At 44.1% G+C, this 25,431-nt stretch carries 21 protein-coding genes; 6 read left to right on the top strand and 15 right to left on the bottom strand.

Annotated elements, in window-relative coordinates; genetic code table 11:
* Positions 1-47 precede the first annotated feature (47 nt).
* The 4 genes from ACFS5N_RS17840 to ACFS5N_RS17825 form a co-directional block, all read right to left on the bottom strand.
* Positions 48-1,376 carry a TolC family protein gene (locus ACFS5N_RS17840; RefSeq protein WP_377188863.1) on the bottom strand — a complete coding sequence of 443 codons (1,329 nt, stop codon included), beginning with the start codon at positions 1,374-1,376 and terminating at the stop codon, positions 48-50.
* Between the two features lie 3 nt (positions 1,377-1,379).
* Positions 1,380-4,514, bottom strand: coding sequence for an efflux RND transporter permease subunit (locus tag ACFS5N_RS17835; RefSeq protein WP_377188860.1), 3,135 nt, complete (start codon positions 4,512-4,514; stop codon positions 1,380-1,382).
* A 12-nt stretch (positions 4,515-4,526) separates the two neighbouring features.
* On the bottom strand, positions 4,527-5,612 hold the full coding sequence (locus tag ACFS5N_RS17830) for an efflux RND transporter periplasmic adaptor subunit (RefSeq protein ID WP_377188857.1): 1,086 nt from the start codon (positions 5,610-5,612) through the stop codon (positions 4,527-4,529).
* A gap of 62 nt (positions 5,613-5,674) precedes the next feature.
* Positions 5,675-6,136 carry a MarR family winged helix-turn-helix transcriptional regulator gene (locus ACFS5N_RS17825; protein WP_377188853.1) on the bottom strand — a complete coding sequence of 154 codons (462 nt, stop codon included), beginning with the start codon at positions 6,134-6,136 and terminating at the stop codon, positions 5,675-5,677.
* Between the two features lie 128 nt (positions 6,137-6,264).
* Here ACFS5N_RS17825 and ACFS5N_RS17820 point away from each other — a divergent pair, with 128 nt between their 5' ends.
* A complete protein-coding gene (locus ACFS5N_RS17820; protein WP_377188850.1) occupies positions 6,265-8,064 on the top strand; it encodes a M61 family metallopeptidase in 1,800 nt (599 codons plus the stop codon).
* A gap of 102 nt (positions 8,065-8,166) precedes the next feature.
* Here ACFS5N_RS17820 and ACFS5N_RS17815 read toward each other — a convergent pair whose 3' ends face one another.
* The 3 genes from ACFS5N_RS17815 to ACFS5N_RS17805 all read right to left on the bottom strand — a co-directional run bounded on the left by ACFS5N_RS17815 (position 8,167) and on the right by ACFS5N_RS17805 (position 11,524).
* Positions 8,167-8,322, bottom strand: a complete 156-nt coding sequence (locus ACFS5N_RS17815) for a lmo0937 family membrane protein (RefSeq protein ID WP_377188847.1) — start codon at positions 8,320-8,322, stop codon at positions 8,167-8,169.
* Positions 8,323-8,410: 88 nt separating this feature from the next.
* On the bottom strand, positions 8,411-9,181 hold the full coding sequence (gene ku, locus ACFS5N_RS17810) for a non-homologous end joining protein Ku (RefSeq protein ID WP_377188844.1): 771 nt from the start codon (positions 9,179-9,181) through the stop codon (positions 8,411-8,413).
* Positions 9,182-9,307: 126 nt separating this feature from the next.
* Positions 9,308-11,524 carry an ATP-binding protein gene (locus tag ACFS5N_RS17805; protein ID WP_377188841.1) on the bottom strand — a complete coding sequence of 739 codons (2,217 nt, stop codon included), beginning with the start codon at positions 11,522-11,524 and terminating at the stop codon, positions 9,308-9,310.
* A 292-nt stretch (positions 11,525-11,816) separates the two neighbouring features.
* Between ACFS5N_RS17805 and ACFS5N_RS17800 the strand changes: the two genes are divergently transcribed.
* From ACFS5N_RS17800 to ACFS5N_RS17790, 3 genes are all read left to right on the top strand, one after another.
* Positions 11,817-12,428, top strand: coding sequence for a superoxide dismutase (locus tag ACFS5N_RS17800; protein WP_377188838.1), 612 nt, complete (start codon positions 11,817-11,819; stop codon positions 12,426-12,428).
* Between the two features lie 149 nt (positions 12,429-12,577).
* A complete protein-coding gene (locus ACFS5N_RS17795) occupies positions 12,578-13,573 on the top strand; it encodes a zinc-binding dehydrogenase (RefSeq protein ID WP_377188835.1) in 996 nt (331 codons plus the stop codon).
* Entirely contained in the window at positions 13,573-14,586 is a 1,014-nt protein-coding gene (locus tag ACFS5N_RS17790; RefSeq protein WP_377188832.1) for a 2Fe-2S iron-sulfur cluster-binding protein, read from the top strand. The genes ACFS5N_RS17795 and ACFS5N_RS17790 overlap by 1 nt, the downstream gene beginning before the upstream one ends.
* A 52-nt stretch (positions 14,587-14,638) precedes the next feature.
* On the opposite strand, the gene ACFS5N_RS17785 is transcribed toward ACFS5N_RS17790, so the two are convergent.
* The 4 genes from ACFS5N_RS17785 to ACFS5N_RS17770 form a co-directional block, all read right to left on the bottom strand.
* Complete coding sequence (locus ACFS5N_RS17785; RefSeq protein ID WP_377188830.1) at positions 14,639-14,956, bottom strand: DUF6686 family protein; 318 nt, start codon at positions 14,954-14,956, stop codon at positions 14,639-14,641.
* A 26-nt stretch (positions 14,957-14,982) separates the two neighbouring features.
* Positions 14,983-16,146 carry a PepSY-associated TM helix domain-containing protein gene (locus tag ACFS5N_RS17780; RefSeq protein ID WP_377188827.1) on the bottom strand — a complete coding sequence of 388 codons (1,164 nt, stop codon included), beginning with the start codon at positions 16,144-16,146 and terminating at the stop codon, positions 14,983-14,985.
* A 270-nt stretch (positions 16,147-16,416) separates the two neighbouring features.
* Positions 16,417-16,953, bottom strand: a complete 537-nt coding sequence (locus tag ACFS5N_RS17775; RefSeq protein ID WP_377188824.1) for a YfiT family bacillithiol transferase — start codon at positions 16,951-16,953, stop codon at positions 16,417-16,419.
* 13 nt (positions 16,954-16,966) lie between these two features.
* Complete coding sequence (locus tag ACFS5N_RS17770) at positions 16,967-18,643, bottom strand: amidase (protein ID WP_377188821.1); 1,677 nt, start codon at positions 18,641-18,643, stop codon at positions 16,967-16,969.
* Between the two features lie 49 nt (positions 18,644-18,692).
* On the opposite strand from ACFS5N_RS17770, the gene ACFS5N_RS17765 reads away from it, so the two are divergent.
* A complete protein-coding gene (locus tag ACFS5N_RS17765; protein WP_377188818.1) occupies positions 18,693-20,003 on the top strand; it encodes an FAD-dependent oxidoreductase in 1,311 nt (436 codons plus the stop codon).
* Positions 20,004-20,009: 6 nt separating this feature from the next.
* Here the strand turns inward: ACFS5N_RS17765 and ACFS5N_RS17760 are convergent, their stop codons facing one another.
* Positions 20,010-21,041: a hypothetical protein gene (locus tag ACFS5N_RS17760; RefSeq protein ID WP_377188816.1), complete on the bottom strand. Its 1,032-nt coding sequence runs from the start codon at positions 21,039-21,041 to the stop codon at positions 20,010-20,012.
* 10 nt (positions 21,042-21,051) lie between these two features.
* A complete protein-coding gene (locus ACFS5N_RS17755; protein WP_377188813.1) occupies positions 21,052-22,761 on the bottom strand; it encodes an ArnT family glycosyltransferase in 1,710 nt (569 codons plus the stop codon).
* Between the two features lie 109 nt (positions 22,762-22,870).
* Here ACFS5N_RS17755 and ACFS5N_RS17750 point away from each other — a divergent pair, with 109 nt between their 5' ends.
* Positions 22,871-23,326: a DinB family protein gene (locus tag ACFS5N_RS17750; RefSeq protein ID WP_377188810.1), complete on the top strand. Its 456-nt coding sequence runs from the start codon at positions 22,871-22,873 to the stop codon at positions 23,324-23,326.
* 164 nt (positions 23,327-23,490) lie between these two features.
* Here ACFS5N_RS17750 and odhB read toward each other — a convergent pair whose 3' ends face one another.
* Together odhB and ACFS5N_RS17740 are read right to left on the bottom strand one after the other, a co-directional pair.
* Positions 23,491-24,723, bottom strand: coding sequence for a 2-oxoglutarate dehydrogenase complex dihydrolipoyllysine-residue succinyltransferase (gene odhB, locus ACFS5N_RS17745; protein WP_377188807.1), 1,233 nt, complete (start codon positions 24,721-24,723; stop codon positions 23,491-23,493).
* 21 nt (positions 24,724-24,744) lie between these two features.
* Complete coding sequence (locus tag ACFS5N_RS17740; protein WP_377188804.1) at positions 24,745-25,431, bottom strand: hypothetical protein; 687 nt, start codon at positions 25,429-25,431, stop codon at positions 24,745-24,747.

Raw genomic sequence — 25,431 nt, 5'->3', positions numbered from 1 at the left:
ATCCAGTCATTTACACCTCAAATGTAAATAAATAAATTTTATCTGCATTATTGGATATTCAAATTATTGGTAATTTGTTTAAGCGTCACCTCGGCCACTTTCGACTGATACTGAGCGGCAAAGAAGGTAGATTGCGCATCCAGATAGTTGCGCTGCGCCTCTCTGATCTCCAATGGTGTGATAGTCCCGATTTTATATTTTTCTAACGATATGTCCAGATTCTTTTTGGCTATTACCACATTTGATTGCCCTAATTTAATCAGATCCAATCCCGACAGGTAGCTTACATACAGGTTATTTACCTGGCTTTCAACGCTTAGCCGGGTTTTTTTAACTCCAATTTCGGCATTGTCGATTTGTATTTTCGCGTTACGCTCAATACGGCTTTGGTTAAAACCATTAAATATGTTTACAGAGGCCGTCAAACCATAATTAAAACCCCTGGTGTCTTGTGTATGGGTAAAACCGGCCGGCGTTTTACTATTGCTCCACGTATAACCGCCGCCCAGACTTACTACCGGGTAACGGGTTGCCTGCGCCTGCTTTAAGCCGATATCAGCAATGCGTTTATTGATCTGTGCCAGAACAATATTAGGGTTTTGTGTTTGCGCGGTCGACAGGATGTCGCCCAACACCAAACTATGATCAACTATAATGGTGTCTGTTACCGAAAAATCAGTTTGCGGGTCACGTACCAGCATTTGGTTCAACTTTATTTTGGTAGCCTTAAAATGAGACAGCAAATTCAGCAAAGTGGCAGTATCCGTATTTAAATTAACCTGCGCATTATACACATCCAAATGTGATGCGGTGCCTACGCTAAATTTATCGCTGGCATATTTTAGCTGCGTGCGCGATATGTCAATAGCTCCATGTTGCGCCTTGATCTGCTCGTTCTGGTTGATAAGGTCATAATAGGTCAGTATTACTTCAGTTGTAGTTGAGAGAATAGTATCGTGAGCGGCTACCGTGCTATATTCGTTTAGTTGCTTTAACTGGTCGTAATTAGCAAACATCGCAAAGCCATTAAAGATAGTCCAATTGAGGCTGGGGCCGTAACTTAAACTACTGTTTTTGGCTGCGGGGATTTTATTTACCGTGCCATCAGACCGCGTCTGCTCAATATGCTGCTGGCTATTATTTTGTGTTAAACTCGCCCCAACCGATGGTAAAAAACCGGCATTACCCAGTGTGGTGTTATTTTGGGCTATGGCTTGATTGTTCTTAGCCAGAACAATATTGTAGTTGTTTTTTAAAGCTAATTCAACCGCCTCTTTCAAGGTTAACATAGGCGGTGCAGTTTGCGCCTTGGCAAAACTGCAAATTACCATAAAGCAAAAAACGAAGCGGGCTGTTTTTTTGAGTTTCATCATCATTGCTTATTCGTTTTCAATCAGTTTTACTTGTTTCTTTTTCTTATCGCCATTTTGCTCATCGTCATCAACGTGGTTCGGATCGTGGCGTTCTTTAGAGGCAATGAGCACGTACATCGTCGGGATGACATACAGTGTTAATACCAACGAAAACAACATACCGCCAATAATCACGATGCCTAACGATACACGGCTCTTGGCACCTGCACCCAATGCAAACGCAATAGGTACTGAGCCTAATACCACGGCCATACTGGTCATCAAAATTGGGCGAAGACGAGCGGTGGCAGCTTCAACAACAGCCTCATATTTTTGCAAACCATGCTCCATGCGCTGATTGGCAAACTCAACAATCAAGATGCCGTTTTTGGTTACCAGGCCAACCAGTGTAATGATACCGATCTGGCTAAAGATGTTCAGCGTTTGGTCAAACAACCATAACGATAAGAAAGCTCCGGCTACCGCCAGCGGCACAGTTAGCATCACAATAACCGGGTCTTTAAAGCTCTCAAACTGAGCCGCCAATACCAGGTAAATAAGCAATAGCGCAAATATGAATGCGAACATAATATTAGAGGCACTCTCGGCAAAATCCCGGGAGGCGCCGCTTAACTCTGTACTAAAGCTGTCATCGAGGGTTTCTTTGGCAATCCGGTTCATCTCGGCAATGCCATCGCCTACTGTACGACCCGGAGCTAAACCAGCCTGAAACGTGGCCGACTTAAACCTGTTAAAGTGATAGATGGCGGGAGGCGTTGCATCCTCTGATACTTTTACTACGTTATCAAGCTGTATCAGCTGGCCCTTGTTGTTACGCACATAAAGTGTTTTCAGGTCGAGGGGCTGGTCGCGGTTGGCACGGTCAGCCTGGGCTATTACCTGGTACTGCTTGCCATTTAACAGAAAGTAAGCTAAACGGCCCGCACTATAATACAATTGCAAGGTATTAGCAATATCGGCAACTGAAACGCCCAGGTCTCTCGCGCGATCGCGGTCTGTAACTACGCTTAGCTCGGGCTTGGTAAATTTCAGGTTAACGTCCGGAGTAACAAACACGGGGCTGCGGCTAACCTCGGCAAAAAACTTAGGCAATACGGCACGTATCTTCTCAAAATCCTGGTTCTGGATAACAAATTGTACAGGCAACGCACTTTTAGCGCCGCCACCACCGCCGCTAATGGTTTGCTCCTGCGTTACAGTAACCCGGGCGTCGGGGAAACGGCTCACCTGGCGCGTCAGCCAGTTGGCAATGTCGTTTTGTGAGCGTTTACGCTGATCGGGCGGTACTAAACCAATACGGCCAAAACCATTATTCACGGCTCCGCTACCGCCAGCACCTGCTGCAACAATTTCAAGGTTAACCTGTGTTTCGGGTACAGAGTCAAGAATCATGTTGGAGATATTGTCCATGTATTTGGTCATGTATTCATATGACGCACCCTCTGACCCGGTTACATTAAAACGTACCAGGCTCTTGTCGTCCAGCGGCGCCAGCTCTGACGGTATCGCTTTGTTTAATACCAATATGATACCTATTGAGCCTATAAGGATAGCAATCGCTATCCAGCGGTGTTTCATAAACCTGATTAAACTCTCGGTGTATGAGCTAGTCATGTTTTGAAAGAATGGCTCAGTACGCTCGTAGAATTTAGATTTCTTTTGATTTTTACGAATCAGTTTCACATTCAGCATCGGTGTTAACGATAAGGATACGAAAGCTGATATCAATACAGAACCGGCCACAACCACCGCAAATTCGCGGAATAAACGGCCCGTAAATCCTTGTAAAAATACAATAGGCAGGAACACTGCAGCCAATGTAATTGATGTTGATATAACTGCAAAGAAAATTTCGGCCGACCCTTCAAAGGCTGCCTGACGTATAGGCATTCCTTGTTCTACCTTTTTGTAGATGTTCTCTGTAACCACAATACCGTCATCCACTACCAGGCCCGTGGCCAGCACAATACCAAGCAGCGTCAGGATGTTAATAGAGAAGCCAAAAATATACATGATAAAGAACGTACCTATTAACGACACGGGGATATCTATCAGCGGCCTGAAGGCAATGAGCCAGTCTCTAAAGAAAAGGTAGATAATAATTACCACCAGCACGAACGATATAGCCAGCGTTTCTTCCACCTCTTCTATCGATTGATTGATAAACTTGGTATTATCCAGCAATACCTTTACATGGATATCGGCGGGCAGGTCTTTCTTTAGCTCATCAAAACGTTTGTAAAAGTCTTTAGCTATTTGTACATAATTTGCACCCGGCTGCGGCACAATGGCCAGCGCCACCTGCAAAACCCCGCTTTCTTTAAAAGCGGTTTCTTCATTAGCCGACCCTAACACGGCATAACCAATATCTTTTAGCCTGATCACGCGCGAGCTGTCTGCGCGTATAATCATGTTGTTAAACTCCTCCTCGGTGCTCATTTTACCTACGGCACGCACTATCAGCTCGGTGTTATTGCCCTCAATCTTACCGGCAGGCAGCTCCACATTCTCTTTGTTCAAGGCATCTGTAATATCCGTTGCGGCAACGCCTAAGGCGGTTAGCTTAGCCGGATCTATCCATAAACGCATGGCGTACTGGCGCTGCCCCTGAATATTAATGGCGCTTACGCCGGGTATGGTTTGCAAGCCTTCCTGCAATACGTTCTCGGCATAGTCGTCTACCTGCATAATGTTACGCTTGTCGCTGGTAACTGATACGGTGATAATGTTATCAGCATTCGCGTCGGCTTTGGTAACAACAGGCGGAGCGGTGATATCCTGCGGTAACTGGCGCTGGGCCTGTCCTACTTTATCCCGCACGTCGTTAGCGGCGGTTTCCAGGTCGGCGTCCAGGTTAAACTCTACCGTGATCTGGCTGCTGCCTACTGAGCTGGTTGACGATATATTACGGATACCGGGCACACCATTAATTGCTTTTTCTAAAGGTTCGGTGATTTGCGACTCGATAACGTCGGCATTGGCGCCGGTATAACTGGTGGACACCGAAATAATGGGCGGGTCAATCGACGGGAAGTCGCGCACGCCCAGAAAATTGTAGCCGATAACACCGAACACAACAATAACAACTGACATTACTGTTGCCAGCACCGGCCTTTTTATACTGACAGAGGATAAACTCATGGGGAAACAGTCTTATTTAATAACCTGAATAACTTTCAATGGCACTTTTGCCCGCATTTGGATAATGCCCGATACCACCACGCTATCGCCTGGTTTAATGCCGCTGGTAATTTGCACGCGTGTGTCGGTACGCACATCAGTTTTAACCGGCCGTTCAACCGCCTTGCCCTGATGGTAAACGTATACTACACTCGTTTTCAAACCGGGCACTACACACTCGGTAGGTAGCATAATGGTTTTGGGTATTTGGTCCAGTTGCAGGTTAATTTTGGCAAAACTACCCGCCTTCAGCAAACCATTCGGGTTAGCGGCCCTGGCTCTGACTGTTATAGACCGCGAGTTCACATCAATAGCTGGTTCAAGCGCATACACCACGGCTTTAAAGTTTTGGTTTGAGCTGCTTACACTGAAAGTTACCTTAGTGCCTTTATTAATTAGCGGTAAATATTTTTCAGGGACTGAAAATGTAAGCTTCGCGGGATCAATATTTACCAATGAGGCTATTGCTGTGTTTGGCGACAAGTAGCTACCCGGGCTTACATTACGCAAACCTATAGTGCCAGAAAAAGGCGCACGTATCTCGGTTTTAGCAATCTGTGCTTTCAACATATCTGCCTGTGCCGTTAAGCTGTTCAGGTTGGTTAATGAAGTATCATATTCCTGCTGGCTTATAGCTTCTTTTTGCAGCAATATTTTGTTACGGGTTTCATTTTGTTTTGCTAACGCGATCTGATAGTTCACTTGTTTTAATGAGGCTAACTGGTCCTGGTTGTAAACTTTAACCAGCAGCTGGCCCTTTTTAACCTGCGTACCTTCCTGAAAATAAATTCCGGTAATATTGCCAGACGTTTCGCTTATCAGGTTTACTTTTTCATTAGCGTCCAGGCTGCCGGTAACGTCAATAGCGTTGTCAAGTGTAGTGTCCTTTGCAATCATCAGCTTTACGGCAACCGGGCCGTTACGGCCCTTTTTGCTTTTGCCTCCGCCACGGGTAGTTTCTTGTTCCAGTTTTTTTGCCCGCGCGCTAAAAAACTTATTGTAAATCAAATAGCCAATTGCCAGTGCCAATAAGATGTATATAACATACTTGGTCTTCATGTTGATGAGTGTGTGTTAATGGTGTGTGGTACGAGTTTTTTTATTATATGTGTACTTCTATTTTAAACAGGGTATGGTACAGGTTCGGTTTGTTCAAATTCTGCCAAATTTTCTCTCATTTTAATCAGCACGTTCTCAAAAATCTCCATGTCCTGTTTTGATATGCCTTTTGAGGCCGATGCATTCATGTGTTCAAATGTTTTAAGCAAATGCGGCATTACTTCTTTAGCCTTTTCAGTGGGCGCTAAAAAGTGTTCACGCCTGTCGTCCGGGTTAGTTTCACGCTGTACAAAGCCCTGATCGCTAAGCCGGTCGATAATTTTTACAATAAGCGATTTATCCTTACTCAATATATCTGCCAATCCTTTTTGGGTTAACTGTCCGTCGTGATGAACAATCAACGCCAGCGGGTAATAGTGCCGGTCGATGCCAAAGCGTATCATATGATGATCAAGCGCAGCTAAATAATCCCTTCCCAGGACGTTTAACTTGCGCGATATCGGTTCAATAAGTTTTGTCGTCATAAGTAAAACACTAAAATAAAATACGAGTTTGGCAATTAGTTGCATGTATCAACCATTTTACAACTGCGGGGTCTGTTTACTTTTATTTTTGCAACTATAGCTGAGTTCAAAATTTCATACATTGCGAAATGAAAAAAAATAAACTGTCAATTATATTTTCTTTAATACTATTACTTATGGCTACTACCGGCATGGCGGCAGATAACACCCAGATTACTTATAACATATCATTTCCTGAAGCGCAGGCACATTATGCTGATATCGAGCTAAAAATTACCGGCTTAAAGCAGGATGAGCTTGAATTAAAAATGCCCGTTTGGACACCCGGCTCGTACCTGATACGCGAGTTTGAGCGTAATATTGAAAGTTTGCGTGCAAGTGCCAACAATAAGCCACTTGCTGCGGTAAAAACCCGGAAAAACATCTGGAAGCTGCACACCGCCGGCATTGACGCCGTGACCGTAAAATATCGTGTGTATGCATTTGAGATATCGGTACGTACCAGTTTTATTGATGCCACGCACGCTTTCCTGTCATCGCCTGATATGTTTTTATATCCGGGCAATATGTTGCATGCGCCCGCTACCATACACATCAAACCATACAAAGAGTGGAACGCTGTGTCAACCAGTTTAGAAAAAGTTAACGGTGATACCTTTACCCGCTACTCGCCTGATTTTGATATTTTGTTTGATTCGCCTATAGAAATTGGTAATCAGGACATTTTTAACTTTGATGCTGATGGCGTGCATTACGAGGTTTGTATGCAAGGCGGGGGTAATTATGACAAAGAACGTCTGAAAAACGACCTTGCAAAAATTGTAGCTGAAGAAGTGGCTATTTACGGCGAAAACCCCAATAAACATTATACCTTCATTGTACATAATGCGCTAAAAAGCGGGGGTGGGCTTGAACACTTGAGCTCAACCACACTCGGCGCCTCGCGCGACGCTTACGCTACCGACCGCGGTTATCAAAATTTTTTGAGCCTGGCTGCGCATGAGCATTTTCATCTATGGAACGTTAAGAGGCTTCGCCCGATAGTATTAGGTCCGTTTGATTATGATAACGAAGCCTATACAACTAACCTATGGATCGCCGAAGGCTTCACCGCTTATTATCAGGATATTATTGTGCGCCGTACGCAACTTTATACCCCTGAGAATTATTTAGGTGTATTGGCAGAGGATATCAATTTGCTGGAAAACTCTGAAGGCGCCAAAGTACAGACCCTGTCTGAGGCCAGTTATGATGCCTGGATAAAAGCCTATCGGCCAAATGAAAATTCAGGCAACAGTACCATATCTTACTACACCAAAGGATCAATTATTGCGCTGCTGCTTGACCTGGAGATTATTAATGACAGTAAAGGCCAATATTCGCTTGACGATGTAATGAAATACATGTATAACGAATACTACAAAATTAAAAAGCGAGGTTACACTGACGCTGAATTTAAAGCCGGACTGGAAAAATTTGCCAATAAAAATCTGGATGATTTTTATGCCCAATATATCAACGGCCTTACTCCGGTTAATTATAACCATTACCTGGGTTTTGCGGGCTATAAGTTAACCGACGAGCTGGCAGACACCAATGAACCCACTTTGGGTATTACTACGGTGCCGAACATCCCGCGTTTATTTGTTGCTACCGTAACCCGTAACAGCGCCGCCTGGAAAGATGGTATTAATGTTAACGATGAAATTATTGCCATTAATGATGAACCCGTAACCGAAGCCGGCAAATTGTTAACCGGCAAAAAGGTAGGCGACAAAATTAAAGTAACCGTTATACGCGATGGCCTGAGTATGGACATCCCGGTAACCTTGCTGAAAAGCAATAAGGTAAAATACAAAATTGAAGAGTTGCCTGATGCGGGAGCACAGCAGCTGGCAGTACGTAAAAAGTGGTTAACACTTAAATAATAGCGCACTGAACAGCCTTGCATCTCTGCAATTTGGCATAAATAAATAAGCCTTGCGTTTTATGACGCAAGGCTTATTTGTTTCGAATATCTAACAGTTAAATTAGATTGCGGTTGGTCTTCTGATCAAACCTAAAAGCAATGAAATTACTGCAATTACCAGCAATACGTGAATAATACCACCTGCTGAATAGAAGAAAAATCCTAACGCCCATCCTATGATCAGGATAACTGCGATGATATACAAAAGTGAGTTCATAATCTTTTTATTTTAATGTTTATAGATAGATGTTTTGATATTTACAATTATCAATCCAAAAATTTCGATTAAAAAATCTCCTGAATAGCTAAGCGCCCTTTTTTACCTTCAAACTATCCATTAATTGGTCGTAAAGGTCTGTGCCACTGGTCTTATGAGGCTTTAATTTTTTAACTGTTGCGCGTTTTCCCTTTGATTTTGCCTTGATAACTTCGAGCAATTGTGCATTATATTCGTCCTTAAACTTGGACACATCGAACTTTTCAGAGTACTGGTCTATCAGTGTTAAACCCATATCCAATTCCTTTTTGCTCACCTCTACTTTATCCGGCACGTTTAGGTCGTCTGTTTCGCGAATTTGCTGACCAAAGCGAATACGGGTTACTACCAGTACATTATTTACCGGGTGAACAATACACAAACTTTCGGTACTTCGGAGGACAAAGCGTGCCAGTCCGGCTTTTTTTGATTTTATCAGTGCCTGCAGGAGCAGGGCATAGGCTTTATTGTTTTTGGTATCGGGCTCGGTATAGTACGATGTTTCGTAAAACATGGGGTTAACCTCATCGATATTAACAAAGGCCTCAATAGTAATTACCTTACTTTTTTCGGGTGCGGCATCCTCAAAGTCATGATCTTCCATGATGACGTAATCGTCGCCCATTTTATAGCCTTTAACAATCTTGTCATAAGGCACCTCTTTGTGTGTATGCTCGTTGACGCGCTGGTAGCGTATGCGCGAATGGTCGCGGCTGTCCAGCATATCAAAATCAAGTGAGCTGGTTTGTACCGCCGAATACAGCTTAACCGGTATGCTCACCAGCCCGAAACCTATTGAACCTTTCCAGATCGATCTCATAGTTAAATATTTGTAACAGATATAACTACTAAAGGCCGAAAGGGTTTGCGTAGGGGTTAAAGTGCTGTAAACCAGATTCGCGACGATGGGGCAAACCTTCGCCAAATATGATAAAATTGGCAGGTTTTACTTTTTAAACGCTACATAAAAAGTCGAGCCTTCACCCAGCTTGCTGTCTACCCATATTCTGCCGTTATGTTTTTCAACAATACGTTTTACAATGGCCAGGCCAACGCCGGTGCCCTCAATGTCCTGCACGTTGTCCATCCGTTTAAACAGCTCAAACACGCGGGGCAGCTGTTTGATATCAATACCTACGCCATTGTCTTTGATGGTATAAATAATATCGCTTTCACCACCTTTAGCATCAATAGTCACTTCTGGCGCATCTGATGGAAGACTATACTTAACGGCGTTACTCAGTAAGTTTGCAAAAATTTGCGATACCATGGTAGGGTCGCCCATTACCGGTGGGGTATTTTTAATGTTGACTTTCAGGTGTTCGGCATTATAAACCATTTTAAGGTCGCGTACGTGATCGTCTATGATCGGCAAAACTTGCACTTCAACAGGTTTCAGATCCAACCGGCCGATACGTGAGTATTCCAGAACCTCGTTAATCATGGCGTTCATGCGGTCAACCTTACTATCGATTTTAGTGAGTACTTCTTGTGCGCGACCCTCCAGCCCCGAAGTTTTTGACAACATCTGTGCATAACCTTTAATGGTGGACAGCGGATTTTTTAAATCGTGCGATATGGTAAAGCTGAAAGTATCCAACTCTTCGTATGCTTGTTTTAACCGCTCATTAAGCATGCGGATGGCGCCCGCTTTTTGGGTGATAGCATAACTTACTTCGGCACGTAGTCGGCTTACAGATTTGATTTCTTCGTCGTTCCACGGCTCAGACTTGCCCGATACTTCCTGCGACCATGCCTCGAACGAGTTTCGCGGTGATATAATTTTCGAACCGTCAGCAGCAACCTCTACATTCTTTTCCGGGTTTCCGGCCCATTGCACTATCTCCAAATGTTCAGGCTTAAACCAGATAATATATTCAGATAGCTCGGCCGAGAGCGTTAATATCATTACACCACTGGCTATCTTCTTGTAGCTATCAGCTTCGGGATATATATAAGGCAGCTCGTTGGTGTAGTATAGCGGCTCGTCTATATTTTCTTTAACCCAGGCAAGTAGCTTTTGTATTTGCTCATTGTTTGGTGTGTTGCCTACTTTGGTAACGGTATTTTCATAAATCAAAGCAGCGCCCGTTGCATCGGTTGCATGCATAATATTGTTGCCTGGCAAGGTAAGCGCTTCCTCTATACTGTTATTTTTTAACATGTTTTTGGATAGCACATCAACCGCGGCATTATATTTTTCCTGCAAATGTTTATTTGCCTCGTCTTGTCTGAATTCAAGGGCCGACGACAGGATCTGCCCGATTAGCTTTGCCGAATCGCGCGCTTTGTAGTCAATAAAACGCGGCGAGTAATTATGGCAGGCAATTAATCCCCACAATTCTTTTTTATAAAGCAGGGAGATGCTGAAACTCGACTCGACCCCCATGTTTTTCAAATATTGGATATGAATAGGGGATACAGCACGTAGTTGCGAATGCGTTAAATCCAGCGAGTTTTCACTTAATTGTACAGTAGTTACAATTCTTGATGGGGTAGTGTGCACATTGGCAATTAACCGGGTTAGGTTGCGTTTGTATAATTCGCGCGCTTGTTTGGGTATGTCAGAAGCTGGATAATGCAGGCCCAACCATGGCTCAAGCTCGTCGTTTTTGGCTTCGGCAACTACTTCGCCGTGGCCGTCTCGCGCAAAACGGTAAATCATCACCCTATCATATCCTATAATGTTTTTAACCTGGTTGGCGCTGTTTTTCAATAAGTTTTTTAAATTCTTATCGGATAGCATTTCGGCAACAGAACGGCCCACCATACGCTGTAAGTCAACTTTCATGTCAGACTCGGCCGGTTCAAATTCCAAAAGGTATAAGGGCCCCGATTCATTAATTATTAAGAAAAACGGACGGCCCTGCAAATCGGTGGTAAAGGGGTTGGTTTGATCGAAACTTTTATTGCTGCGACCAAAGCTTATAAGCTGGTTAATAAAGTCGGGCGGCTCATTAGCGCCTATAATCGGTTCTATATCATTTATGGGCCGTCCCAATAAATTTGGCGGCAAATTAGGCAGGAAATCAGCAATGTTCTCGCTGTGAAATCTGATAATGCAATTAGAATCAACAGCGATTAAAAATCCATGCGACTGTATTTGGCCGGGTATATGGATTGGTTCAGTATCGCAATTGCTTAGGTCGATGCTTGCAGTCATTCGTTGTGTGTTGGTAGTAGTCAGAGGTATTTTTGTTCTAAATTATAAATTTAATTATAATTTAAAAATGATAGAAATAATAATAGGCCCCAACGTACTGAAAAATAGTGATTATTTGCTTAAAATATCTATTCGCGTTAGCTATAACGCGGCTTTGGCGTGTTGGTTTGTATTTTTTTAATTACATCAGCATTATAATACCTTAAAAAAACATGACATTATTTTACTTCAAAAACCGCAGCATCGCATTATATTTGCTAGACAACAATTTTTAAACTTTAAAATAACCATTATGGCATTTACACTACCGGCGCTTTCTTATGCTACTGATGCATTAGAACCGCACATTGATAAACTGACCATGGAAATTCACCATGGCAAACACCACCAGGCTTATGTTACCAACTTAAATAAAGCTTTAGAAGGTAAACCAGAAGCAGACGGTAACCTGGACGACATTATTAAAAACATTTCAAAATACCCGGCTGCCGTACGTAATAATGGTGGCGGCCACTACAACCACACATTATTCTGGACCTTGCTATCGCCAAACGGCGGCGGCGAACCTACCGGCGCTTTGGCCGATGCAATTAAAAGCATGTTCGGTTCATTTGCTGATTTTAAAACTAAAGTTTCTGAAGCCGGCGCTACCCGTTTTGGTTCAGGCTGGGCATGGTTGATTGTCACTGCCGATAAGAAACTGACTATAACTTCTACTCCAAACCAAGATAATCCGTTAATGGACATTGCCGAGGTAAAAGGTACCCCAATTTTAGGTATCGACGTTTGGGAGCACGCTTACTACCTGAAATACCAAAACCGTCGCCCTGATTATCTGGCAGCCATTTGGAATGTTATTAACTGGCCACACGTTGCTGAGTTATACGCTAAAGCGATTGCTTAATTTCGAATGTCGGATCTTCGATTTCGGATTTGAAAATTTATAAATTGAAAGGCAGCAATCATACGCTGCCTTTTTTTGTTAAATTAAAACCACCCAACAAAACGAACCGTCTCCACTGGAGAGGGCAGGGTGAGGTAATATTTATCCATATGAAAGCCAACGTACTTGAAGCCCCCGACAAACCAATAACCTGGAAAGAAGTTGAAAAACCAACCCTGGCCGCTGGCGAAGTTTTGGTAAAAATTAAAACCGCAGGACTAAACCGCCGCGATTATTGGATAAGCATAGGCAAATACGCCGGATTGAAATATCCAATTATACTAGGCTCAGATGGTGCAGGCACCGTTGCCGAAGTAGGCGAAGGTGTAGATACTTCATGGTTAAATAAGGAGGTAATTATCAACCCCAGCAATAACTGGGGCGAAGACGAAAATTACCAGGGTAAAGATTTTAAAATTCTCGGTCTGCCGGAGGACGGTACTTTTGCCGAATATGTAAAAACCCGCGCCGAGTACTTGTATAACAAACCGGCCTACCTCAACTGGGAGCAAGCGGCTGCTTTTCCGCTGGCGGGATTAACGGCTTTCCGTGCGCTGTTTACTAAAGGACGCGCAAAAAAAGGCGATACTGTATTGATCTCGGGCGTTGGTGGTGGCACCGGCGCTTTTGCACTGCAATGGGCGGTAGCAGCAGGCTGCAAAGTATTTGTAACCTCTGGCAGCAACGATAAGATTGAGCGGGCCAGGCAAATGGGTGCCCAAGCAGGCGTGAATTATAAGGCGCAGGATTGGGCAGAAGAATTGCAGTATCTGTCCGGTGGTTTTGATGTGATTATTGATAGCGCACTGGGTGCGGGCTTTGCCAAATTTGCTGACCTGGCTAAACCAGGCGGCCGGATAGTTTTCTTTGGCGCCACCGCCGGCGATATGCCGGCCATACCTGGGAGAAAGATATACTGGAAGCAGCTACAAATATTAGGTACCACCATGGGTACTAAAAAAGATTTTGAGACTATGCTGGCTTTTATGGATGAGCACCAGATCGTCCCGACCATTGATGAGGTTTTCCCGCTGGCGGAAGCTGTTAAGGCTATTGAAAAAATGAAAACATCTTCGCAGTTTGGCAACATAGTTCTGAAGGCCTGATGCTGCAATTAAGGGTTGAGTCTATAAATTGGGAGACTGCCGATACGGCGACTTTTTTGCTGACCGAAGTGTCAGGCAGAAAGATTGACTACAAAGCCGGGCAGTTTATCACGCTGGTTTTTACGCATCGGGATGAAGAGATCAGGCGGTCATACTCACTTAGCTCGTCGCCCGACGAAGCACAGTTAGCCATTACCGTAAAACGCGTAGCCAATGGCGAGATATCGCGTTTTATGCTTGCCAAAATAAAGCCCGGCGATATCATTCAAGCTGTGGAACCTGCCGGTCGATTTACAGCAACCGGATTTTACGTAGCAAAAGACATCGTATTTTTTGCCGCTGGTAGTGGAATTGTTCCGGTATTTTCTCAGCTCAAATATATTTTGGCTCGTGCCGGCGAAAGCAAACTAACCCTTTTTTACAGCAGCCAGGACCGCACCTCCATTTTATTTTCGGACAGCCTGAACCACCTGCAAAAACAACATCCCGAAAGGTTGAAAATTATTCATCTGCTCAGTAACGAAGGGAATAGGTTAAATAATGTCAATACCGAGCAACTGGTAAAACGCTTTGTAAGTTTCGAATTAGTAAACGCAGAATTTTACCTGTGCGGACCGTTTGCCTATATGCGTATGGTGAGGTTGACGTTGCTATTTATGGGCATTGATAACCATAATATCCGCAAAGAAAACTTTGTACTGAACACTGTGCCGGTGCCTGGGGGTTATATTAATTACCCGCCGCGTTATGTGCGCATAAAATTTAATAATGAAATTCATGATTTAATGGTGGGCGAAAACCAGACAATTTTGCAAGCTGCGTTGCAAAATAATCTGCATCTGCCTTACAGTTGCCGCGCCGGTATCTGTTCTGCCTGCACGGCAACCTGCATCAGCGGGCGTATCGACATGCCGGTTAATGATGTGCTGACTGATCTTGATTTAGCAAACGGATTGGTTTTAACCTGTACCGGCCATCCGGTAAGTGACGATGTGGTGATTGAATTTTTGTAGGTTTTTATAACACCGGGTCATTTCTCACTATTATTCAAGAGGACAAATCGACTTAACGTATCAATGCAAAAACCGTCTGCATATACGTCGCTTCATCCATAGCCGCTTTCATATCTTCCCATTCATCTTTAGTAAAAGTAAAGTTCAAATGCTCCACAGGGGTTTTTAAAATAGCCCGTTCCTGTCCGTCAGGAAAAGGATGCGAGCGGTCTTCAAATTCCAGACTGCCTACAAAACTGCAGAAATCAGCAAATTGCTGTGGTGTGAAATTGAACAATAGGTTATTGTGCCAAATGTTTAACATTTTGCATTCAATGCACTGGCTTATCACGGTAGACCCACGCTGACTTAGCGTTTTTACTTCGCACATGATGTTTTTAAATTAGATGTGAGTAATTACTTCATTGCCAGTTTTTGGTGTGTACGACGATGAACAACATCTTTAACTTTCTTCCCTTTTTTATTGCGTTTGCCCCACCATATCACAAAGCCGGTTACAGGCAAACTGGCGCATATGAGGCTGGCTAAAAAAGCAATTATTTTGCCTGGCAAGCCTAATATCTGGCCAATATGAATATCATAGTTCATGTCGTTTAGTTTAAGGCCCGCGCTCTTGGCCTGATGCTTTAATTCTTTGAGTGGTTTGGCGCTAAACTGGTCGAATGTATAACTGTCGCCTTTATAATAACGCATGGCCTCGTAATAGGCATTCACGGTTATGGTACCACTGGCTTTTGCGGTTTCGCCGTAAATAATATACATATGGGCCTGCGGCGAATGTTGCGTCGCATACAAAAAGCCCTTGTCCCAGGTATTAACAGCTATACGGGGTTTGTGCAGCGAGTCAGATACCGAAGTGCGCTCTTCGGCAGCGTAGGTTTTGCCCAGATTTACCGCTTTGTTAATGCCTTTAGTAACCCAATCAAAACAAATAGAAAGGCCGGTAATTGCCAGGATAAGCGCGGCACTGCAGGCATAAAAACCAAGCACATTATGCAGGTCGTAGTTAACCCGGCGCCAGCGGCCGTTCCATTTAATACTGAAGCTGCGTTTACGGTCGCTTTTACGTTTGGGCCACCAGAGTACTATCCCGGTTATCAAAAGCAGCACAAATATCACTACACACCAGCCCACAATCTGCCTGCCTATAGCCGGAGGCAGCAGCAAATACAGGTGTATGTATTCAACCACTACAAAAAAGTTGCGCATGATATTTTCGTCATGCAAAAACTTACCATTATAGGGGTTTAAACTAATGTAACGCAGGCCAACCTTTGGCACGTTCAGCATCACAATAGCCGGGCGGTCTTTGCCATAGTAACCCACAACCGGGTCTTTTTCGGCAGTAGGGTAATATCTGAAAGCTATCTGCCTCAACTGCGACGGCAGCATAAATGGTTTTTGCTCAACCGCTACCTTGCGGTAGTCATATAGGGCATCTTGTATTTCATCCTGAAAAACATACAGACAACCGGTAAGGCTCACAATTACCACTACCAGGCCAGAGATAAACCCTAACCACCGATGAATAAACAGTATAGTTTTTTTTAGAGGCGTCATAAATATTTGATGCCCGCAAGTTACTACCTTTTTGTTATTTTATTTAGACTAATTATAAATAATATTTAAAAAATCTCTCCCTAACCCGCTCCGAAGGAGAGGGAACCGTTGGCGTTGTATATTGGGTTGGATGGCAGGAGACGCAAAATATTGCGTCTCTACGTTGATTCACGTTTGGTAGAGACGCAATATTTTGCGTCTTATGTTATTGACATGAACTGATATACCAGTAATCAAACTCCTTCTCCCTTGGAGAGGGCCGGGGTGAGGTTAAAACTTAGCAATAGTATTAGTAATGTGCGCTAAATGATGCTTACTATGCCAGGCATACAGCGCCAGGTTTCGTTTCAGAGTTATTGCCGCCCCGGTTTCAGGGTGTATAAAGTGACGATCCCAATCTGCATCAGTAAAACTTTCAAATAAGGCTATCAGGCGCTGGTGGATACCCTCAAGCATGATGAGCGATGGCTCGAGCGGTAATTTATAGTCGGGTAATTTTGCCCATTCCACCTGGTTATAGGCTTTAATGGTTGGACTATCCTCAGTTAGCGCCCACTTAAAGCGCACCAGCGAATTAATATGGCTGTCTGCAACGTGATGTACGACTTGTCTTATAGTCCAGCCGCCGGGGCGGTAGTGGGTTTCGAGTTGTGCGTCGGTCAGGCCGGCTACAGCTGCGCGCATTTTGGCGGGAAGCTCGCGGATATCGTTGATCCAACCTTTGATCGCGTTGGGCGTGTAGGTTTCAGGAACAACAAATTTACCTATCGGAAATTGTAACGGGTCGACGGTTGTGGTGCTACTCATGCTTTTGCATTACTTAGAAGGCCAAAGTAGGATGTTTTTTATTAAAGTTGGTGGCTTGTTGGTAAATTCTGGCGGCTGCTAAAGTCTTACCCTCGCCAAATAATTGGCCCATAAACGTAATACTGGCTGGCCTGCCGGCACGGTTAAACCCGTTGGGTAAAACTACGCAGGGATTACCTGTCAGGTTGGTGAGCGTTAAATTGGCGCTGAAGGCCGGAGCTACATAAATGTCCAGGCCTTTTAATTTTTCATACCATTGTTGTACTAAAAGTGTACGTGCGCGGCTGGCCTGAACATACTCAACCGCCGGTACAAATTGCGCCGCGCGGAAAATATTAGGCCATGAGTATTTTCGTTGCTGTGCCAGCATATCGTCTTTATGGTTTAGCACCAGTTCCTGGAAGGCCGCGCCTGCCTCAACATCTAACATGGTTGATATAGCGCCTAATGGCATATCAGGTATTTCAACCGGTACTAACTCAGCGCCCAGCTCCTTCAGTTTTACTAAAGTCAGCGAGTCGTTAATTTTATTGGCGTAGCGGCTTTGAAAGGCCGATTTAATGTAACCTATTTTCCAGCCTTTAAGCGAAGCCACATTGCCATCATAATTAAATGGCGCGGCTATAGTGCTTAAGTCTTTGGCGTCTGTGCCTTGTATAGCGTTAAATACAATAGCACAATCTTCAACATCACGGGTTATGGGTCCCAACTTGTCCATACTCCAGCTTAATGCCATCGCACCAAATTTGCTAACGCGCCCGAAAGATGGACGCAAACCTGTATCACCGCACTCGGTTGACGGCGATACAATAGAACCCAAAGTTTCTGAGCCAATGGCAAAAGGCAGGCAACCCGCACTTACAGCCGAAGCCGGCCCTGCCGAGGAACCGCTCGAACCGCGTGTAATATCCCAGGGGTTTCGCGTCATGCCGCCAAACCAGGTGTCGCCCATGGCTAACTCGCCTAAGGTAAGTTTAGCAACCAATATTGCACCGGCATCGTGCAGGCGTTTTACCACCGTTGCATCAATGCCAAGCTTTTGTTCTTTATAAGGGGCCGCACCAAATGTGGTTTTTGAATCAGCCGTTGACAGCAGATCTTTTACACCGTACGGAATACCATGCAGTACGCCCCGATACTTGCCGGCTTTAATTTCTGCATCAGCTTGTTCGGCTTCTTTAAGCGCGTCGTCTTCGGTTAGGTTAACAACAAAAAGCAGTTTGGGGTTATATTTTTTTAATCGATCGATATAAAATTTAGTGAGTTCTACTGAGGTGATCTGACGCGTGCGCAACAGTTCAGCCAACTGATGAATAGTGTAAAAAGCCAGTTCATTTTTATCGGCCGGTAGCTTTACCTGGCCTATTTTGGATAATTTAAAACCATTGCTTTTGTCCTGAGGCACAAAGCCCACCGGTACCGGATTAAAGTTAAGCGAAGGCACCACGCTATTGGGCATGTTAAGCTTGCGGATCTGCTGGTAATATTGAACCCGTTCATTTACCGAACTTAACATGGAGTCTCTTTGTGCCTCATTGAATTCGATACCGATGATTTTTTCGGCAGCTGCTATAACCTGGGTAGTAATCGGGCTTGTTTGCACTTCGTTCCAAACAAACGCACCGAAAATAAAACTCAAAACAAGGCTGAGTGGTAAAATACCATACTTTAAAGTAGAATTTTTTGCCATAAGTACAAGGTTTGCCCTAATTTAGCGTTTTAATCTGTTTATTTGGCTGATGGTGAAAAAGTTATTTGCCCTGATTTTTATTTTTTATTCTTCTCTGGCTGTTGCCGAAACCATCAAAACAGATGTTTTAGTAATAGGTAATGGGCCGGGTGCAGTTGCAGCGGCTATCCAAAGTTCGCGTAGCAAACTCAAAACGGTGTTGTTGGTTAATGGTAGCTGGATGCCCACGCTGCAAGGAAAGAATATGATTACATTAACCGATAACAGCAATCTTCCATCCGGCATTTGGGGCGAGTTCAGGAGGCAAATCCATCAGTTTTATAAAAGCAAACCGGCTTACGATACTACTTATAACGCGCCGCTTCAGTTTGAACCTTTTACAGGCGCAGGTATTCTGAAAAAAATAGCCGATACCACATCACGTTTAACTTTAAAATTAGATGCCCCGTATAAAACTGTTGAAAAAGACGGCACTGGCTGGGAAGTGGCCTATACTCAAAACGGGAAAATTTATTACGTAAAAACCAAAACATTGATTGATGCAACCGAGGGTAATGAGGTTACCAAGCTGGCCGGCGCATCTTTATTACCCCCTTTAACTTATAACGACAACTTATACCGAACATCAATAGTTGCGGGTGATGAACTGCGGGTACCTGTTAATTCAGCTGGCACCCCGTTAAACCTGACCGGATGGCGCTTTATACCCATGGGTTTATTAGTAGTAAAAAATGCTGATAATTTATTTGTAACCGAAAATGTGCTCAACAATAAGCCTAACCTGCCCATGCAAATGGCTATCGGGCAGGGCGCCGGTACGATGGCTGCATTTTGTGCCTTTTTTAAAACTACCAGTAAGAATTTAAAAGTCAGGGCCATACAAAGCGAGTTACTCGATTTTAAAGGCTACTTGCTCCCTTTTGATGATGTAAATCCCCAAGATCGTTATTTTAGGGCCATACAGCAGGTAGCTGTTACCGGGTTGTTAAAGGGTGTGGTGAAGAACGCTGACAACCAGCAGGCAGCTTATCTTTTTATGCCCGACTCTGCGGTTTATACGGCCGAAATAAAGCCAGTACTTACTGAAATTTATAGCCGGGCATTTATATGGTTCAATAACGCTAAACCGGGTATTAAATTTACCACCAAAGATTTACTGTCTTTTATCAGCGAAATTACCCTTTCTGAACCAGAGGCTTTCCGATTGACAATGCAGAAAGACTGGAAGGAGAGATACAGGTTCAAGTCAGACTTTGACCTGAACCATGTTGTAACCCGCAGAGAGTTTGCTATTCTGGCTAATCAGTATCTAAATCCATTTGCCCGCACCGTTGATCTTACCGGGCGAATTATTAATTAATATCTGTCAATCCTGATTAAACCGTGCAATGATCTTCCTTCCCAGATCGTAAGTGACTTTAAACGCTTCCTGGTTATCATTGAGATGTCCCGGCGAGAAATGGAAACTGGCAATAAACTGCCCTCTTATCCTTTCAAAAGCAAATGGGGTATAAATAATATCTAAACGGTTATAAGTTGGTTTTGAATAAAAGGAATCGCCATATTCAATTGTGCTGCCCTGACCGTGATAAAACTCTTCATAAAATGCCAGCCGGTGGTAACTTAGGTAAGCATTAAATATAAAACCTTTAGGCGTTTGGAAACCGTCAATACCACGCGCACGTTCTAAAGACATTAAGCCGCCGGCTTCAAAGGTTAATGAGTCAAATACCGTTTTGTGGCTGAAATCAAGCCCTACTTTAATTTCGGCAGCGCCGTTGTCGTTGATCCGGTCGTTAGGCACGGGTATTTCAGCACCGGCATCATGCATCAAAAAGAAATAGTGCGATACATAAAACGGACCGTATGTAACGGGGCGATACTTGCCCGAGAAACCAAATAAAAATTGTTCGCGGCGTGTGGCTGTCTGGCGGCTAACCCAATCAATCCAACCTGTCTCTGTAAAGTTTTCGGTTTGATATCGCGCCAGCAAACCCTGAACGTTAGGGCGATAGTATTGTAATGTGTCGTTTAACAATGCGCGCGGGTAATCGTCCAGTAAGCCCTGCCGCGGAAACTCGCCTGCGTAGAAATTCCACCTGGTGCCTGTGTATTTATAATAAGCTACCGGGTCAACTTGTGCAAAAAAAGGCTGTGCGCCAAACTCATGCAGGGCATTAACACCTACTATGAAATGGTTCAGGCTATCCATATTCAAACCAAAGTCAAGCGCAGTGCGGGTGCCTGAATAGGTGCGTGAGCGCGGGATGAATGCTTTGTATTCACGGTTATCTAAAAAGCCGAGCCCGTTAAAATTAACATCTAAACTGCGTTGCGCTAGCGCCGCGGTGCTGCTCAGTATCGAAACAAAAAGAATAAAGTAGATTTTTTTTAACATAGATAATTGATTAATTGACCAGTAGTTTAATGATCCTGCTGTTTTTGCTACCCTCAAAAGGTTCTGTCCTGACAGAGAATATCATTTCGTAATTTCCTTTTTTTGGTGCCACAAATTTAAAGTTGTAATGCGTGCTTTGCCCTGGCTTTAGTACGATATCATTAAAATCATCACCACTTTTTTGCGACGAGCCGGTACCGTCATCTTTGAAAAACACAACACCTAAAAGCGCTTTGTGCAGGCGCCCTTTGTCGCTAAAATTCACCGTGTAAGGATATGGATTTGTTATGGTTAAAGCAACAGTCGTTTGCTCACCGGCGTGTAAAGTTAAATGGGTCAAGCCGCTTTCTACCTGTAGTTTTTGATAAGTACGTACATCATCAACCCAACCGCCATACCAAATGCCGGCTTTGGTGCGTATAGGCTCGTGAGCATCCGCTTGCGGCGTGTCTATCAAATGGTAAACCCGTTGGCGCTGCATCTCGTCTTCAATCGGCCAGATATCATACTGTGTGCGGCGGTAATAGCGCGAATCGTAAGAGAAGGCTTTAAGACTGTTAGTATAATAATTATATTTTGAAGGATTTTGAAAGCCGTTATCCAGAATCAGGTAGCTGTCGCCAATTTTTTTATGAATGGTTTGCGCCCAGTCTTTAAAACCGTAGTAGCTTTTAATCTGGCCTATTTGTGTAACTATAGGCCATTGAAAAATCATCCCCAGGCGTAACGCCACAACAAAAATAATATTGATAGCGGCTACTGTATTAAACCATTTGGGCACCCCGCCTTTTTGATTAAAGCGGATGAGCGCCAGCATAATTAAAGGCGCAAAGGCTATGAGCGTCCAGTGAGGCTGCGCCTCGCCTCTGAAAGTCGCAAAGAAAAAGAAAGCAGTAGTGCCAATGCCGTTCACCAGCAGACAACGTATAAAAGCATCCTTGATCTTGATGGTATAAGCTGAGTAGAACAAGAACCAACCAACAATTGGCCCTGCCATAAGCAACTGCCCGGGAACATACAGGTAGCTATTCTCTGGGTTATAAACCTTTACTGCACGCTCATATAAATGATAGTTAACCGAAGGGAAGCCGTGATTAATCTGCCATAAAATATGCGGGATATACAACACGACCGCCAGCCCCGCAATGAACCAGAACGACGGCCGCTTAAACAGTTTAACGTTGCTGACCACCGTGAATGCCACCAATAGTACCGCGTGATACTTGCTGTAAAACATACATGCAATTACTACACCCAGTACTGTAGCCAGCCACCAATTGTCGTCGTCAAGATAACGCTGGTAGAAATAATAGAACAGCACAGCAAAAAAGAACAACGGTGCGTCGGGCGTGGTAATAAAACCGTAGATATGCAATATCAGCATACCCGCTACCACCATAATAAAGGCTGATGCGTTAACTGCGTATCGCTTTAAAATAAGCCAGAGTACGTAAATACTGATGCTGCTTGCCATTACGGTAATTAGCCGCATACAGAACTCATTGTGCCCGATACTATCGCCAATGCGGATGAACAGGGCGACCATTGGCGGGTGGTCAAAATAGCCCCAGTCCAGAAAGCGCGAGTACATCCAGTAATAGGCCTCGTCGGCGTGAAGTTCGAGGGTAGCGGCCTGGATTGCGTTTAATATCGTCCAGCACAGCAAAAAGTACCAGATGGGTTTGTCAGATTGTTTGGCTGTATGGGCAGATAACGACATTTAAACGTAATAATTTCAGCAGCGCAAAGGTAGGCAAATATTTGGCGCTGGCATTAGAAATATAAATTGCTGCAGAACCACTACATTAGCTCCAAATAACTCACACACCATGAAAACAACTATTGAATTTATAAAACTGACCCGTACCAGTTTGCTTGATTTAGTAAAAGATCTGACCCAGGAGCAATTGAATAAAATACCGGTAGGCTTTAACAACAACATCGTCTGGAATTTGGCTCATATTGTAGCTACGCAACAAAATATTTGCTACCAACGTGGTGGCGTAAACATTGTAACTGAAGAGCGTTTTTTCACGCCGTTTATAGGAGGGACAAAACCTGAAGGCTTTGTAAGTGCTGAAGACCTGCAATTGATAAAGGGTTTATTTTTTTCGACTCTTGAACAATTAGAAGCTGATCTGCAAACTGATAAGTTTGACAATTATACCCCGTGGACGACCCGTTACGGCAACAGCGTTAATAACATTGAAGAAGCCATTGCCTTTTTGGCCTTTCATGATGGGATACATTTGGGGTATGTTCAGGCTTTGAAAAGGGTGATATAGATCTCTAATACTTAAAACATATTGTCATTTCGACCGACGGGAGAAATCTTATACGCTTTGCCAAATCGCTTGTATAAGATTTCTCGCGACGCTCGAAATGACAAACGTAAAAAAAGAAAAGCGGCTCAAATTAGGCCGCTTTTCTTTTTTATGATCGAGCTACGTTACACCCCTAATAACAATCTTGCAGGGTCTTCCAGTAATTGCTTAACTCTTACCAGGAAGCTTACCGACTCGCGGCCGTCAACAATACGGTGGTCGTATGAAAGGGCAACGTACATCATTGGGCGAATTACTACCTGGCCGTTTACTGCTACAGGGCGCTCAATAATGTTGTGCATACCCAAAATAGCCGACTGCGGTGAGTTGATGATCGGCGTAGATAACATCGATCCAAATACACCGCCATTGGTGATAGTAAAGGTACCGCCTGTCATTTCTTCTAACGACAATTTATTGTCGCGGGCTTTGGTAGCCAGGGCAACAACTGCCTTCTCAATATCAGCCAGGCTCATAGCATCCGCATTACGGATGACCGGCACTACCAGGCCTTTAGGAGCAGATACGGCGATCGAGATATCAGCAAAGTTGCTGTACACAATCTCTTCGCCTTCAATACGGGCACCAACTGCAGGCCAGTCTTTCAGTGCTTCAGTAACAGCTTTGGTGAAAAACGACATAAAGCCTAAGCCAACGCCGTGTTTTTCTTTGAATTTGTCTTTGTATTTGGCGCGCAGGTCCATGATAGGCTGCATATCCACCTCGTTAAAGGTAGTTAGCATGGCTGTCTCATTTTTTACAGCTACCAAACGTTTAGCTACAGTTTTGCGTAGCGGCGACATTTTTTCGCGGCGCTCTGTTCTTGAACCGGCCGGTGCAGCAGGAGCCGGAGCGGCAGCAGGTGGGCTTGGAGCAGCGGGTGCTTTTGCAGGTGCAGCTTGCGCGGCTACAGCGTCTTCTTTGGTAATGCGGCCATTAACGCCGGTACCGGTTACTGAGCCGGCCTCAACGCCTTTTTCGGCTAATATTTTGGCTGCAGCAGGCGATGGTGTGCCTGATGCATAAGTAGTTCCTTTTTCAGCCGCAGCAGTAGGAGCAGAGGTGGCAACTCCGGCTTTAGCTGCAGGAACTGCTTCGACTTTTGGGGTAGCGGCAGCAGCGCCACCTTCTTCAATAGTGCAAACAACAGCCCCAATAGCTAAAACATCGCCCTCTTTAGCTATAGTTTTTAAAACGCCGGCTTTTTCAGCGGTAAGCTCAAATGTAGCTTTGTCTGATTCCAACTCGGCTATTGCTTCGTCCATTGCAACGGTATCGCCATCTTTTTTTAACCAGCTTGATAACGTTACTTCTGTTATTGACTCGCCTACGGGCGGAACTTTAATTTCTAAACTCATATTTTGGATATGTTATTATTCTTATTTTCTGTCGTTTGCGGTAAATGAACTGATCTTGTTCCATAAAGCCAGCGCGATATTTTCCATGCCTTTATTACTTGGATGTAATTCTACCCCCGGGTTTGACCACAATCCGAATGAAAAGTTTGACCCGGTTTTTATCATAGAACTTAGTAGCACATACGGTGGGTGCTTCATCATAACGGCATCAATATTGTCGGCCCAAACAGAACCAGCGCTTAAAATTATAATATTCGGATTAGCTGATTTAAAATAATTAATCAGGGCGGTATAACGCTCATCAAAAACAGTCATATCTGTGCCTGCCGGCACGTTTTCACCGATGCGTAAAATAAGCAGATCGGGTTTTGAATTTTTAAGCTCTTTCAGGTTGGCATCCAAATCATAATTTACGGCATCTTTCTCAAAAGCAGCTATATTTTTGATTTGCACCTGCACATTCGGATTTTTAACCTTAAACTTAGCAAGCAGCAAATGGGCATAGTCCAGATCCAGGGCTGTAGCCGCCATACCCCAATCGCCGTACCAGCCAATGCTATTATCGTGCGGGGCGTAAGTAATGCTGTTTCCTAATATCACCACATTGCTAAATGTTAAAGTACTTTGGCTGACAGTATTGTTCTGCTTTTTGCAGCTCATTATTAACGGCATCCAGGCCACAAAAAGCAAGCAATATTTTTTTATCAT

The organism is Mucilaginibacter ximonensis (assembly GCF_042686265.1).
GTDB lineage: Bacteria > Bacteroidota > Bacteroidia > Sphingobacteriales > Sphingobacteriaceae > Mucilaginibacter > Mucilaginibacter ximonensis.
The sequence above is the reverse complement of the archived record's forward strand: the minus strand, read 5'-3'. Positions and strand labels throughout refer to the sequence as shown.